Here is a 14,171-nt window from a genome sequence, read left to right on the forward strand (position 1 = left end):
CACATGAGCCACACCAATGAACGTCAGCCAACGTCGCCTGCACTATCTCTACGAGTCCGCACGCCTCGGCACCATGCGCGCCGCGGGCGAGAAACTCGATGTTGCCCCCTCCTCCATCAGCCGCCAGATCGCGGAACTGGAAAGTGAGCTGGGCACCCCGCTGGTGGAGCGCGGCCGGCGGCGCCTGAAACTGACCGAGGCCGGTGAGCTTGCCTTCCAGTTCTACCAGGACCGCTGCGCCCAGCAGGAAGCCTTTCTCTCGCATATCAGGGAGCTGCAGTCCCTGAATACCGGCAAGATATCGATTGCGGTTGGCGAAGCCTTTATCTCCGAACGCTTCAGCGACACCCTGCAGAGCTACATGCAGCGTTATCCCGGCATCTCTGTGGGCGTCAGTGTTTCCAGTACCAATGAAGTGGTGCGCATGATCAGTGACGATGACGCCCATTTCGGGATGATCTTCGACACGTCCCGAGATCCGAAGGTCAGTTCGCGCGTGCACCTGCCGCAGCCGATGAAAGTCGTGGTACACCGCAGCCATCCACTGGCCGGCAAGAAGCTGGTAGAACTGGCGGAGCTGGGGCAGTACACCGTGGGCCTGCTCGACGGGGCCTACCGTATCCGCCAGATCATCGAGCAGAGTGAGCAGGAGCAGGGCATTTTCTTTACCCCACACCTCGCCACCAGCTCGCTGGCGCTGCTTCGCGGCTTCATCAACTCGGGCTCCGGCGTATCCCTGTTACCCGACCTGGTGGTCGGCGAGGAACTGGCCGCAGGGCGCTTTGTCGCCATCCCTACCGACAGTGCCACGCTCAACAGCACCCAGATCAGCCTGGTCACCCGAAGCGGCCGGCAGCTGCCGATCGCCGCGTTCAAGTTCATGCAATATATCGAGGACTATTTCCGCAACCTGGCGCCCGAGCCCTGACCCGCAGAGCGCCTGCGCTACAGGTTCCAGTCGTTGCGCACCACGGCGCCGCCCTTCATCACCAGGCCAATACTGCGCAGGGCGGAAATGTCAGCGATGGGGTTTGACTCCAGCAGCAGCAGGTCGGCGTACTTGCCTGCGCTGATGGTACCGACCTCCTCTTCCACGCCCAGCAATCGCGCGGTCTCGACAGTCGCAGAGCGCAGGGCCCGCAGGGGCGTCATGCCGGCATCGACGTAGAGCTCGATCTCACGTACAGAGGCAACGGTGCCTTCATTGGGCTCGAAGGGGAACTGGTCGCTGCCCATGGCGATATTGACGCCCTCATCGATAGCGGTTTGCAGCGCCTTCCAGTGCACCTTGCCCACCGAGGCGGCGCGGTCCAGGTACCACTGCGGGGAACCGATTTTCTGGAAGAACTCCAACGCCCCCGCCTGACTGACCACGATGGTCGGCACATACCAGGCGCCGGCGCGCTTCATCTTGCGAAAGACTTCCTGGTTCAGGTAGTAGCCGTGCTCGAAGCAGTCCACGCCAGCTTCCAGCGCCTCCAGGGTCGCCTCGGGCGAACCGGAGTGGGCCGTGACCTTGAACCCCGCCCGGTGAGCCACGTCCACCGCCGCGCTCATTTCCTCCAGCGTCATGTCGGAGGCCGCAATCGACCCCGCCGGTGAGGCGATGCCCTTGCTGATCATCAGCTTGAGCCAGGTGGCGCCAGCGCGGATCTGTTCCCGCGCTTTGCGGGTAACGTCGTCGGGACCGTCCACACCCACCTCGCCGTGACTGGTGCCGTGACCGCCGGTTGGCGCCAGTGCAACTCCCGCACTGTGGATGCGAGGTCCGGGGATCTCACCGCGGCGAATTGCCTTGTCTACTGCAAAAATGGCGTGGCCCTCGTCACCGGGAGCGCGAATCGTGGTAGTGCCGGCCTGCAGGCTGAGCCTGGCATTCTCTGCCATTCTCAGCGCCAGCTCCGCCTCGGATTCGTTCAGCAGCGCCATGGAGGCGGCGCCCGGCAGCTTGAGCCCAAGGTGCACGTGCATGTTCATCAGGCCCGGCACTATCCACTTGCCGCTGGCATCAATGACTTTCGCGTCCGCGGGTATGGCGACATCGCCGCGGCTGCCCACCGCCGCGATCCGCTCCCCGTCCACCAGCACCACCGCGTTGTCCAGCGCCGCACCGTTATCGAGGTTTACCACCGAGCCACCGACCAGCGCAGTGAGCTGGGCACTGGCGGGCAGTGCCAGACCGGCGAGCGCCAGCCCGGTGGCGGCCAATAGCTGTTTCATCATTCCCGTTTTCATAAGCAATATTTCCACAATGGGTCGACCTTTGCAGGTCGGTAAAAAAATGGATCGGGTGCTGCCTGGTACCGGCGGGCCACGGAACAAAGAGACTCCGGTTCCCGCCGGTGCAGGTCAGGCACCGGCGCCGACCTTGAGCACCCGGCCCCCCGGCAAGCGCAGGGTCTGGCCGTCGAAAGTTGCGGTAATGACAGCATCTCGAGCACTGATGGTTTCCGCACCGTCGGTTTCGGCCCAGCGAATCACCTCAATGAAGTAGCGCTCGCCCTGCTGGCGGTAGCGACCGTAGCCGGTGACCGCGTAGGAGTCATCGCCGCTGACGACAATAAAGTGGCCATCCACCATCGCCAGCATGCCGTGTTCCAGCTGCACAATCTTCGCGTCGGCGGCAGCACCGATTCGGCGCAGGGTCTGCACGGTACCACTGCCGAATACCAGGGTCAGGCCGTCATCATCGCGGGTGACGACCAGATCGTGCTCCGTCACACCGTGGGACGCCAACGGGTCTGCGGGCGACAGGCTGAGCGTCTGCTGCGCGACCAGGTGGACGCCGCCTTCAATGGCGGAATAGGGACCGGAGTGCGCCATGGCGCTCTGCTTGTAGTAGGGCTCGCCGTTGAACACAGCCTGCTGGATGAAGGAGCCATCCTTGAACAGGAACACGCCGGTCAGCGGCATGGACTTGCCGCCGGACGAGGTCAGCCCGGTGTAGGCCCACAAGCCCTCGACCTGCTGCATTGACGTTTCCGCGCGCGCCAGCAGAGGTGCTGCCAGCAGTGCCAGCATCAGGCAAGCGGCGCCAAAGGTGACGCGGACGGGTGTACCCGGTGATCTGTTCATTGCTGTTCTCCTTTACTGATCTGCGCCGTGGCTTCTATTTCAATCAGGAAATCGGGCAGGGCCAGGGCCTGCACTCCGATCCAGGTATTGGCCGCCGGCATGACATCACCGTAGAACTCGGCCAGGGCCGCGCCTACGGGACCCAGGCAGTCAGGGTTGTGGTTTACCACGTAGGTGCGCAGGCGCACGATATCTTCCACGCCGGCGCCGGCCTCAGCGAGCACCGTCTTGAGGTTGGCAAGCGCCTGCCGGGCCTGCGCGCCCAGATCGCTACCACCGACCACCTGGTAGTCCTTGTCCCAGGCCACCTGACCGGCACAGTGCACGAGGGTCGCGTCGCTGGACGCCACCGCGTGGGAGAACCCGTAGGCCGTGCTTTCATACAACTCGGCGGGATTTATGACTTTGCGGGACATCTGATCACTCTCCTTTCAATACGTCGGGCCGCGGTCCGCGGCCATGGATAATCGTTGAGGCAGCGGTTCGCCGGCCCGGTTCAGGTGTACTGCACCAGCTCAAGCTGGTGCCCGAAAGGGTCGAGAACATACCAGGACAGCGAGTCCGGCGCGGGGCCGCCATCGGCAACAATGGGGCCGGCCATTGGGCGACAGCCATTGGCCTGGAGGTAGTCCACAGCCGCCTGCACGTCATCGACTTGCAGACAGATATGCCGGCTGCCAACATCGCAATTGCGCGGCGGCGTGGTTGCCGCATCCGCGGGTCGCTCATACTGGAACAGCTCCATGCCCAGGTTGTCGCACAGCTGCAGCATAGCGATCTGCAGACAGGCATCAGGGACGTTCACATGCGCCTCGGTCCAGTCCCTGCCATCTTCCATGGGTGGAATTTCACGGGCATCGAACGGGCCCATGCGGTACTTGAGCGTGGCCCCCATGACCCCGGTGTAGAACGCGATCGCCTGTTCGATGTCCGCAACCGTCAGTGATACGTGGTCAGCGCGCCGGAATGTTGGTTTGCCAGTCATGGTGATCTCCTGCAGAGCCTGTGTTGTTGGATACGCCTGCACTGCTACGAGAACAGCGCCGCCATATAGTCGGGGAATTTCTGTGCCGCCAGCACCAGCGACAGCAGCAGACCCACCCCGAGGATTGCATTGCGCCACCACTCGGTGGCTACGTCGTGCATGACCTTCCGGCTGTTGGCCAGGTACAGCAATATGACGAAGACCAACGGGATCACCAGCACGTTGATGCCCATCAGCAACACGACCTTGAGCAACGCCGGGAAACTCCAGTGCGGCGCCAGGACCGCAGCCCCCAGTACCAGGATCACCACGATCGCGTGGTAGGCCTTGTTGTCGGCGGCGAAACGCCACTGCCGACCCACGGTGTCCAGCATGAAGTAGGCGGTTACCTGGGCCGCAACCACCAGGGTAGTGAGCGCGGCCATAAACACGCCCACGGAAAACACAATAGGACCGAGGAATGCCAGGCGCTCGGGAAACACGCCATGCAGGACCCGGGAGGCCTCGGACACATCTGCCAGCGAGGCGTGGTGAGCCAGCGGGTAGAGGGCGAAGCCACCCGCGATGACTACAAAGATGGCGTAGGCGCCAAAGATCAGGCCCAGATTCACCACCGCGCGGCGAAACGCCTTCTTCAGGCCGTGGGGATCGACACCCGAGTCCGCTGCCAGGTACGGCATGCCGAGCAGTGCCGCGGGGGCGATCGCGCTGCCCACCATCGCGGTAATGGAAGCGACCGAGGAGCGCGCTGTCTCCGTGCCTGGCACCGGCAGGTCCTGCGGCACGGCGGGCACCATCCCGGCGAGGATATCCCGCCACTCGGAGAAGCCGCGGAAGGCCACCAGCAGGAAGCAGAAGAACATCAGCACCATCATCACGGTCATGACGTTCTGCATGCGGTCGAAGCCACGGGAGAACACCAGCCAGAGGATCGCCGCGGCGATCACCAGGGACAGCGCCATGTCCGTGAGCAGGGCTCCGCTGGCGCCAGACCCCGCCGCCGGCAAGCCCAGCGTCGAAGCGACCACGGAGCTCATCACGGACAGCTGGCCCATGACGATCAACAGGTGGACGGGCACATTGACCAGCAGGAGCGCCCAGGCCAGCCCGGGCGTGATGCGCTTGCAGATCAGTGCGAACATGCCCTCGTTGGGGTTGCAGGCACCGATCCGCGATGCGGTATCGACCGACACCACGAACACCGGCAGCATGCACAGCACTACCCACAGCAGTTCGTAGCGGAACCAGGCACCGGCCAGCAGAAAGGAAGCGACGGCCCCGGCACCCATGGTTCCCGCAGCGATGACCGCGGTGGGCCCGACGATATCGCGAACCAGGCGTACCGGTGCCGCAGCGACAGCCCTAAGCACGCGACAAAACTCCTGCACGCCCGCTGGCGGCCACAAGTTGTTCTCTGCTGTCCATTGTCATAGGCACTACTTCCAGGATCAGTCGACTGTAACAGGTCTAGAAATTGACGGGCTGGTTGGCGGCGAGCCCGGCCACCCGGGCGGCAAGGCTGCTCTCTAGCCAGCGATCTATACTGCTGTCCATCACGTCCAGCGGCAGATAGCCGTTCTCCAGCACCGCCCGGTGAAAGGCGCGAATATCAAACTGCTCGCCCAGCGCTGCCCGCGCCCGCTCCCGGGCTTCGAGAATTCGTCGCATGCCTACCTTGAACGAGGTCGCCTGCCCCGGTACCGCAATATAGCGATTCACCGCGCGCACATTGGCCGCGTGGGGACTGGGCGTTGTCTCATCCAGGTAGCGAATGGCCTCTTCCCGGGACCAGCGCCTGGCGTGCAGGCCAGTGTCCACCACCAGCCGGCAGGCGCGCCACAACTCCGCCGCCAGGCGCCCGAAATCCGCATAGGGGTCCCGGTAGAACCCAATGTCCGCTGCCAACTGCTCTGCATACAGGGCCCAACCCTCGACAAAGGCGGTGTTGAGCCACCAGACATTCTGCTGACGCAGGGCCGGAATGCCCGGATCCGCACTGATTGCCGAGATCTGCAGATGGTGCCCCGGCAGGGTCTCGTGATACACCAGCGCATCGAGGTCGTAGACAGGCACCGCGGCCATGTCATGCAGGTTCAGGTAAAAGCGCGCCGCACGCCCGGCGGAGCCCGCCTGGTAGAAAGCTCCCGGTGCCGACTCTTCCCGATAGGCCTCGAACCGCAGGATCTCCAGCTCCTGCGCGGGCGGGTCAAACACCAGTTCCGGCAGGCGCGCCTGCATCGCCCCGTACAGGGACTGCGCCCGGGCCAGGAATTGCGCCCGGCCTTCAGCATCGTTACTCAGGTAAAACTGCGGCGAGCTGCGCATGTGTTCGAAAAACTCGGGCAGGTCGCCGTCAAACTCAACCTGCTCGACGATCGCCCGCATTGCACCGTGAATCCGCTCGACCTCGGCCAGCCCATAGGCATGCAGCTCATCTGCGCTCAGCCGGGTGGTCGTGAACTGGCGCAACAGGAACGCGTAAAATGCATCGCCCTCCGGCATCTGCCAGACACCGCCATCGGGGCCGGCACCGCTCTGGTGTTCCGCCAGTGTGGCTATCAGGGACTGGTAGGCCTCCCGGTAGGGCCCCAGCAGGGCCGCGCGGATACGTTCCAGGTAGGCGTCACTCGCGGCGCCCTCCAGGGCACCCTGCTGCAAACGCTGTCGCACCGAGGACCAGACCGGGTTGTCCGCACCATCGTCAAAGGGCGCCCCGCTGATGATCTGGCGGGACCCTTCGATCAGGAGAGGATAGAGGCTGGCCGGCAGGCCGCCCGCCACTTCGCGCTGGCGCTCCAGCTGGGCCTCCAGCTGGGCCAGCAGCAACGGCACGCCCGCCATGTCACTGAGCAGTGCGTCCACCTCGGCAGCCGAACTCAGCGGTCCGCCCTGGGCGAGACGCCCCGGAATCTCGAGATGGGTGCCCACGATCTGGTTGACCGGGTACCCGTGGCCGCGCCAGCGATGGCGCTCCAGCAACAACTCCAGTTCGTAGACCAGCGCGTCGTACTGGGTCCGCGCTCTTGGACCCAGTGCAGCGGGCTGGAACTCCTCACGCAGCGTTGCCAGCTGCTGGGTGACCACGGCGATGTCAGCGTCCTCCGCGGCAGGGGAGAGGTCGGGCCAGCCACCCCCCGCAGGCAGCGCCGCGGCGCCGCCTGCGAGTTCCGGCCTGTTGGCCTGGCGATACTCCAGGACTGACTCGATAAAGTCCGCCAGCCTCGCCTCCGGCCCCGGTTGCCCGGCGGCCAGGGCGGCGCCAGCGGAGGCGGCCAGCAACAGCGCGGTCGCGAACCTCCCCACGGCGCCAGCCGATACCGCCGGAGAGAAGCAGCCCACTTACAGCGTCCGCATGGTTACGCGCACGCCAAAGGTCTGGTAGGAAGGCTGAACATGCAGACCGCCCAGGAAGGCCTTCTGGTAGGCGTTGGTGTAGTACTCCTCATCGAAGAGATTCTCCACGTAGGCGGTCACGCTGAAACGGTCGGTCTCGACCCCGGCTCGGAGGTTGAAGTGATCATAGCTGGGCACCTGGAACGGGAAACCTTCATCCTGGCGCACCAGGGAAACCAGGTCGGGCAGGATATCGTCCCGGTGGAACCACTCGAGGCGGACAAAGCTGTCGTAGCGGTCGGCGAAGGTAAAGCGGTACTCAGCGTCAGCACCGAAAGTCCATTCAGGCGCATTAGGCATGGACTGGCCGCTGAGGTCGTAGAGAGCGCCGTCGACGAAAGCGTTGGTGAAATCATCAAACTCCGAGTCGACATAGCCCGCGGAGAAATTGACCGCGAAATTCTCGCTCACCGCCGCGGAAATCTCCAGTTCACCACCCAGGGAAGTGGCAGAGGCCGCGTTCTGGATGCCGGAGTTGAAGACAATGAGACCATCGTCATTGGTTGCGGCAACAGCGTAAGAGGCCTGCAGGTCATCCCACTCCAGGTAGAACAGCGAGCCGTTGACGCGCAGACGGTTGTCCAGCAACTCGGACTTGAAGCCCAGCTCGTAGTTCCACAGCTCTTCAGGGTCGTAGTCGGACTGTTCAAAGTCGCTGCCCAGCTGTACCCCGCCGGCCTTGAAGCCCTTGGACACCGTGGCAAACACGCTCATGTCCTCGCCGAGTGCATAGCGCAGCGACACCTTGGGCGAGAAGTCAGTGAAGTCCGCCTCGTCCTCGACAAAGCCGTTGATCACGCCGGATGACAGGTTGTACTGGGACACTTCCACTTCGTCCCTGGTATAGCGGCCGCCGAACACCAGGTCCAGCTCGTTGTTGAGGTGCCAGGTCAGCTCGCCGAAAATCGCCGCGCTGGTGCTCTCGTTTTCACCCACCGAAGCCGTAATCTGGAAGTCCTCCGGCAGGCCGAACAGGCCGCCGGCACCGGCGAAGGTTTGCTGGAAAATCTCACCTTCGTCCTTGCTGTAGATCACCCCCACCGTCCAGTCCAGGGTTTCGTTGCCAGCCGACTGCAGGCGGAATTCCTGGCTGAAGGATTCACGGCTGATCGGCTTTTCCTCGTAGACCAGATCCTGGCTGCTGCCGTCGATGTCGCCGAGAAGAAAGGTGTCAGATTCGATGTAGCCGGTGATGCCGACCACGCTGAAGGCGTCCAGCTCGTACTCGAATTTTGCAGTGTAGAGCTCCCACTTGGAGCCCACTTCCTGCGGCCGGTCGAAATTGACCCGGTCGGTATTTTCCGGGAAGAAGCCCACACCATCCGGATCCGCCACGTTGCCGTAAAGGCTGGCGGCAAACCTGGACATGACACCGGAGGGCACACCCTCGCGCATGCCGACAACCTCATCCGAGGTGGTGGCCATCACGTCCACGGTCAGGCGGTCCGTCGGCGTGTAGCGCGCGCTGAGTCGGCCGTATTCGTACTCGGAGTCGTTGCCGCCGCCGATAGCGTTGATGTTCTTGATGTAGCCGTCGCTTTCGGAGTACTTGTAGTTGGCCCGCACCGCCAGCACGTTGTCGATCAGCGGCATATTGATCACACCCTCGATGTCGCGGGTGTCGTAGCGAGCCAGCTCGCCCGATATCTGGGCGAAGAACTCATTGTCCGGCTTGGCCGTGGAGATGTTGACCGCGCCGCCGACCGCGTTGCGGCCGAAGTAGGTACCCTGCGGGCCGCGCAGCACTTCGATACGCTCCAGGTCCATGACACCCGGGTTTGCGGTCGCACTGACCACGTTGACGTCATCCAGGTAGAACGCAAAGGTGCTCGCGCGCACCAGTGCCTCGGTGGTGTCGAGCTGGTTGGTCACGCCGCGAATGCTCAGCTCCTTGCGGTCGCGGGAACCAGTGGAGATATAGCTGACATTGGGGGTGCGGGAAAAATAGCCCTCGATACCCTTGAACATGTTGCGCTCAATGGAGTCGGCGGAGAATGCGGTAATACTGACCGGCACGTCCTGCAGTGATTCCTCCCGACGGCGGGAAGTCACCACCACTTCCTCGATCATTACCCGATTGGCTTCCTCCTGCGCCGAGGCCGCGCCGGACCAGACCGCGGCGCCGCCTGACACGACCAGCCCGGGTATTAATGCCGCGGCACCAGTGATGCCGCTGCAGATCAATTTCCGTTGCCATTGCTTGCTCATGGTATTTCCCCTCATAGAAAGATAATTCCCTGGCCAATGCCGGCCATATTCGTGATGCCCCGAAACCCGAGGTACAGGCGCTGTGATCGACCCCTGAACCGTATACTTGTTAGCAGTGACATTTAAAGCCAGAAAGTGTTGCCTGCCAGGCAACAGACGATATCCGGGCCAGCATCCGCATCATGCCTGCCGTGCCAGCCAGCGCTCCACCACATTTTCCAGCACCGCCATCGGCACGCTGCCGGCCAACAGCACGGTGCGGTGAAACTCGCGCAGATCGAAGTCGTCACCCAGTTGCTGTTCGGCGCGGGCCCGCAATTCCTGGATCTTCAGCTCGCCAATCTTGTAAGCCAGCGCCTGCCCTGGATAGGAGGCATAGCGCTCCACTTCTGCCCGGGCCTCGGCCTCACTCAGCGAGGAGTGGTCGAGCATCCAGCGAACGCCGTCTTCCACCGACCAGCCCAGGGCGTGAATACCGGTATCGATCACCAGCCGGTTGGCCCGCATCATCTCGTAATTCAGGTAGCCATAACGCTGCCAGGGGTCTTCAAGCAGTCCCAGGTCCCGGGCCAGCGACTCGGCGTACAGGGCCCAGCCCTCGCCAAAGGCCGTGGTGGACTCGAAACGACGGAACGCAGGTACATTCTCCACTTCCCGGGCAATCGCCGTCTGGAAGTGATGTCCGGGGAGCCCCTCGTGCACCGACAGCGTGGTCAGGTTGAAACGACTGGTGATACCCGGGGAGTGGATGTTTATCCAGAGGATACCCGGCCGCGAGCCGTCGGCGGCCGCCGCCTGGAAATAGCCATTGCCCTGGAGTGAGCGCGAGGAATCCGGGAGCGCCCGGATCTCATAAGCGGCCTTCGGCATCAGGTCGAACATCTTCGGCAACAGGCCGTAGATATCGTCGCGCCGGGCATTGAAGTCGGGCACAATCTGATCGCGCTCATCGTCCGCATAGTAGAGGGCGGGATCATTTCTGGCGTGCTCGAACAGCGCCTGCACATCACCCTCGATACCAAGCTCGGCCTGCAGCGCGCGAAAGCCATCCATGATCCGGCTGACCTCGGCACGTCCCAGCCTGTGTACCTCCTCCGCTTGCATATCGGTGGTCGTGTGCGTGCGCACATAATGCTGGTACAGCTCACGCCCGCCGGGCAGCGCTACCAGGCCTACCGTGGCGCGAGCGTGCTGAAGATAGCTGTCCTGCAGATAGTCGTGCAGCCGCTGATAGGCCGGCTGGATCACTCCGGCGATACTGGCCTCGTGGCGCTGGCGCAGATCGGCTGCCGCAGCATCGTCGATGGTCGCTGGCAGCGAATCCAATGGCGTCCAGAACTGGGTCTCGCGGGGCCCCTTGCCAAGATGGATAGTCAGCTGCGGCAGGATCCTGTCAACCACCATCCGCGGCAGAACCACCCCCGCCTGAACACCTTCCTCCAGGCGCAGAATCGCCTGATCCACCCAGCGGGCAAAGCCCTCTGCCCGTACCAGAGCCTGTTCATAGTGATCTCGGGTCTGGAACGGATAAGTACCCGAGCCCGCCGCAGATTCCGCAAACCGGATGTGCTGGCCCCGGAACTGGTCCAGCGGCAGCATTCTTGCCCGCGCAAACAAGTCACTGCCATAGAAGCGGCGGTCCTGCTGCAGGCGCCAGGCCAGGAAATCGTAGCTGATTTGCTCGCCGTCACTCAGTTCCTCTGCGTCCACAGCCTGCAGGCGGGCCTGATAGGTGTCGACCAGGGCCAGCATGGCCTTGTGCCAGTCGCTCTCCAGCGAGCGATCAAAGCGTCCGGGGTGCCGGTAATCTCCCTGGGACAGGGCCCTGTCTGGTTGCAGCACCAGGAGCTCCTCCCAGTACTCGTCGAACAGACTGCCGCCGGCCTCAGCCTTGTCGGCGGCCGCCGTCCGCGGGGTCTGCGCAAGCGCCAACACAGCCAGGGCCAGTGATAACGCCATCCACTTACCAGTCGAAACACTCCAGCGCGCCACTTGTCGCCCCTCCCCTGCTGGCACCCCTCTGGATAAGGAGCCGCCCGTTACAAAGTCCACAGTTTTAGCAGGCGAACCGGGACATTGGTAATCCATTGTTGTTGCCTTCAAGGCAACAAAGGACGGGTTGCCGGACGACAACACGGGCGGCACGGCAACCCACACCCCGGCTTGCAGGTAATATAAAGCGGCGGCAGAGGGATGACTGGTCCGAAGTATCGATATTTGTACCCGAAATGCTGTGGCCGGACTAACACTTCCCGCCCCGCGGGCCGACAATAGAAACCGACATCTATAACAGGAACAACCCCACCATGAAATACAACATCGACCCCGAACTGCGCCCCATCCTCGACCTGCTGCCGCCCTTCGATCTCAAGGAGCCGCAGGTGATGCGTGCGACCATGGACGCGATGGTGGCCCCGGCCAATGCGGAGCTGGATACCAGCGGCCTCGACATCACCGACCACAAGGCTCCCGGCGCAGCCGGCGACCCCGAGGTACCGGTGCGCGTGTACCGGCCCGCCAATGCCGCCGGGGCGCTGCCCGGACTGGTCTATCTGCATGGAGGCGGTTTCGTCTTCGGCAATCTGGAGAGCGAGCACGCGACCTGTGTGGCCCTGTGCCGCAACCTGGGCATCGTGGTGGTGTCGGTGGACTACCGGCTGTCGCCCGAGACTGCTTTCCCGGGCCCGCTGGAAGACTGCTACGCTGCCCTCTGCTGGACCCATGCCCAGCGCGACAGCCTGGGCATTGACCCCCGCCGCCTCGGCATCATGGGCCAGAGCGCCGGCGGCTGCCTGGCTGCAGCCACGGCGCTGGCGACCCGGGAGCGCAGCGGTCCAACCCTGTGCTATCAGTTCCTGTCCATCCCGGTGCTGGACGACCGGCTGGACACCCCCAGCATGATCACCTTCACGGACACCCCCATCTGGCACCGGCCCAATGCCGAGCACAGCTGGGACTTTTACCTGGGTGATAATTACCAGCGCGGCGCCGACAATGTCCCGGCCCTCGCCGCTCCGGCCCGGGAACAGAACCTGGCCGGCCTGCCCCCCACCTGCATCACGGTCATGGAGTTCGACCCGCTGCGGGATGAGGCCCTGATCTACGGCCAGCGCCTGCTGGCGGCGGGTGTCTCCACGGAGATCCACTGCTACCCGGGCACCTACCACGGCTCCAGCATGGTGGTGGACGCCGCCCTGAGCAAACGCGGTGTGGCGGACATGTTCACCGCGCTGGCCCGCGGTCTCTGCGTCGACCCGCAATAATCATCACCACCAGGAGCTGCAGCAACGATGAATAACTCTTCGCTCTACCACCCTCCCCTGATGCCACACCTGCTCATCGAGGGCCTGAACCGCTACCACGACCAGCCCTGTCTGTTCCTCGGCGACAAGGTCGCCACCTATCGCGAGGTGCGCGAGCGGACCAGCCAGCTGGTACAGGCCCTGCAGTCCCTGGGCCTGGGCCGCGGCAGCCGGGTGGCGGTGATTTCCGGTAACCGCCCCGAAGTGCTGTCCAATATCGCCGCCATGCAACTGGCGGGCTGTATCGGTACGCCTCTGCACCCGCTGGGTTCCCTGGAGGACCACGCCTACGTGCTGGAAGCGGCGGAAATCGACGCCCTGGTCTTCGACCCCACGGCGTTCGACGCCCATGCCGGCGCCCTGCAGCAGCGGGTGCCCGGAGTGAAGCACCTGCTGTCCTTTGGCCCCAGCGACAGCGGCACAGACTACCTGGCCCTGGCGGATAGTTTTACTCCCCAGCCCCTGGTGGCGCCCGACGTCACCCCGGAGGATATCTCCTCGGTCAACTTCACCGGCGGCACCACCGGCAAGCCCAAGGGGGTGATGAGCAGCTACCGGGTCACCAGCTACATGACCCAGATCCAGCTGGCGGAATGGGAATTCCCCGAAGACCTGCGGATGCTGATCGCCACGCCCCTGTCCCACGCGGCGGCGGCATTTTTCATCCCTGTACTGCAGAAGGGCGGCGCCTTCTATGTGATGCAGGGTTTCAGCCCCGACGGTTTCTTCGACATGGTGGAAAAGCACCGGATCACCGCCACCATGCTGGTACCGGTCATGCTCTACTTCCTGCTGGATTCGCCCCGCGCCAAGACCGCCGACATGTCCAGCATGGAATCCATCTTCTACGGCGCCTCGCCGATGAGCCCGGCGCGCCTAACACAGGCCATCGAAATGTGGGGGCCGGTGTTCTACCAGTTCTTCGGCCAGTCCGAGGCGCCCATGGTGATCGCCAACATGCGCCGCGGCGATCACGACCTGAACAAGCCCGAGCGCCTGGCCGCCTGCGGCCGGCCCTCGCCCTGGGTGCACCTGGCGCTGCTGGACGGCGAAGGCGACCCCGCGCCCGCCGGTGAGCCCGGCGAGATCTGCGTGCGCGGACCGCTGGTGATGAGCGGCTACAAGGACATGCCCGAGGCAACCGCCGAGGCCTTTGCCGGCGGCTGGCTGCACACCGGCGACGTAGGCCGGCTGGACGAGGACGGCTT

General features: G+C 63.9%; 11 protein-coding genes. 3 read left to right on the forward strand and 8 right to left on the reverse strand.

Going from position 1 to position 14,171, the window contains the following annotated elements; translation table 11 throughout:
• Positions 1-16: 16 nt before the first annotated feature.
• A complete protein-coding gene (locus RJQ10_RS02430) occupies positions 17-928 on the forward strand; it encodes a LysR family transcriptional regulator (RefSeq protein ID WP_350143276.1) in 912 nt (303 codons plus the stop codon).
• 17 nt (positions 929-945) lie between these two features.
• Here the strand turns inward: RJQ10_RS02430 and RJQ10_RS02435 are convergent, their stop codons facing one another.
• The 8 genes from RJQ10_RS02435 to RJQ10_RS02470 all read right to left on the reverse strand — a co-directional run bounded on the left by RJQ10_RS02435 (position 946) and on the right by RJQ10_RS02470 (position 11,620).
• A complete protein-coding gene (locus RJQ10_RS02435) occupies positions 946-2,235 on the reverse strand; it encodes an amidohydrolase family protein (protein ID WP_350143278.1) in 1,290 nt (429 codons plus the stop codon).
• Positions 2,236-2,349: 114 nt separating this feature from the next.
• On the reverse strand, positions 2,350-3,075 hold the full coding sequence (locus RJQ10_RS02440) for a hypothetical protein (protein WP_350143280.1): 726 nt from the start codon (positions 3,073-3,075) through the stop codon (positions 2,350-2,352).
• Entirely contained in the window at positions 3,072-3,491 is a 420-nt protein-coding gene (locus RJQ10_RS02445; RefSeq protein WP_350143282.1) for a RidA family protein, read from the reverse strand. Before RJQ10_RS02445 ends, RJQ10_RS02440 begins: the two co-directional genes overlap by 4 nt.
• Before the next feature lie 80 nt (positions 3,492-3,571).
• Positions 3,572-4,060 (reverse strand): VOC family protein, encoded by a 489-nt coding sequence (locus RJQ10_RS02450; RefSeq protein WP_350143284.1) that lies wholly within the window; start codon positions 4,058-4,060, stop codon positions 3,572-3,574.
• A 44-nt stretch (positions 4,061-4,104) separates the two neighbouring features.
• Positions 4,105-5,430, reverse strand: a complete 1,326-nt coding sequence (locus tag RJQ10_RS02455) for a divalent metal cation transporter (protein WP_350143286.1) — start codon at positions 5,428-5,430, stop codon at positions 4,105-4,107.
• 97 nt (positions 5,431-5,527) lie between these two features.
• Entirely contained in the window at positions 5,528-7,363 is a 1,836-nt protein-coding gene (locus tag RJQ10_RS02460; RefSeq protein WP_350143288.1) for a DUF885 domain-containing protein, read from the reverse strand.
• A 36-nt stretch (positions 7,364-7,399) separates the two neighbouring features.
• Positions 7,400-9,661: a TonB-dependent receptor gene (locus RJQ10_RS02465; RefSeq protein WP_350143290.1), complete on the reverse strand. Its 2,262-nt coding sequence runs from the start codon at positions 9,659-9,661 to the stop codon at positions 7,400-7,402.
• A 180-nt stretch (positions 9,662-9,841) separates the two neighbouring features.
• The gene (locus RJQ10_RS02470; protein WP_350143292.1) at positions 9,842-11,620 is read right to left on the reverse strand and encodes a DUF885 domain-containing protein; all 1,779 of its coding nucleotides are present in this window, start codon (positions 11,618-11,620) and stop codon (positions 9,842-9,844) included.
• Positions 11,621-11,967: 347 nt separating this feature from the next.
• Between RJQ10_RS02470 and RJQ10_RS02475 the strand changes: the two genes are divergently transcribed.
• Together RJQ10_RS02475 and RJQ10_RS02480 are read left to right on the forward strand one after the other, a co-directional pair.
• Entirely contained in the window at positions 11,968-12,924 is a 957-nt protein-coding gene (locus tag RJQ10_RS02475; protein WP_350143294.1) for an alpha/beta hydrolase, read from the forward strand.
• Between the two features lie 27 nt (positions 12,925-12,951).
• Positions 12,952-14,171: AMP-binding protein (locus RJQ10_RS02480; protein WP_350143296.1), on the forward strand; the 1,220-nt coding region annotated here is incomplete at its 3' end.

Origin of the sequence: Haliea sp., from assembly GCF_040222615.1 — a bacterium.
In the GTDB taxonomy this organism is placed as follows: Bacteria; Pseudomonadota; Gammaproteobacteria; order Pseudomonadales; family Halieaceae; genus Haliea.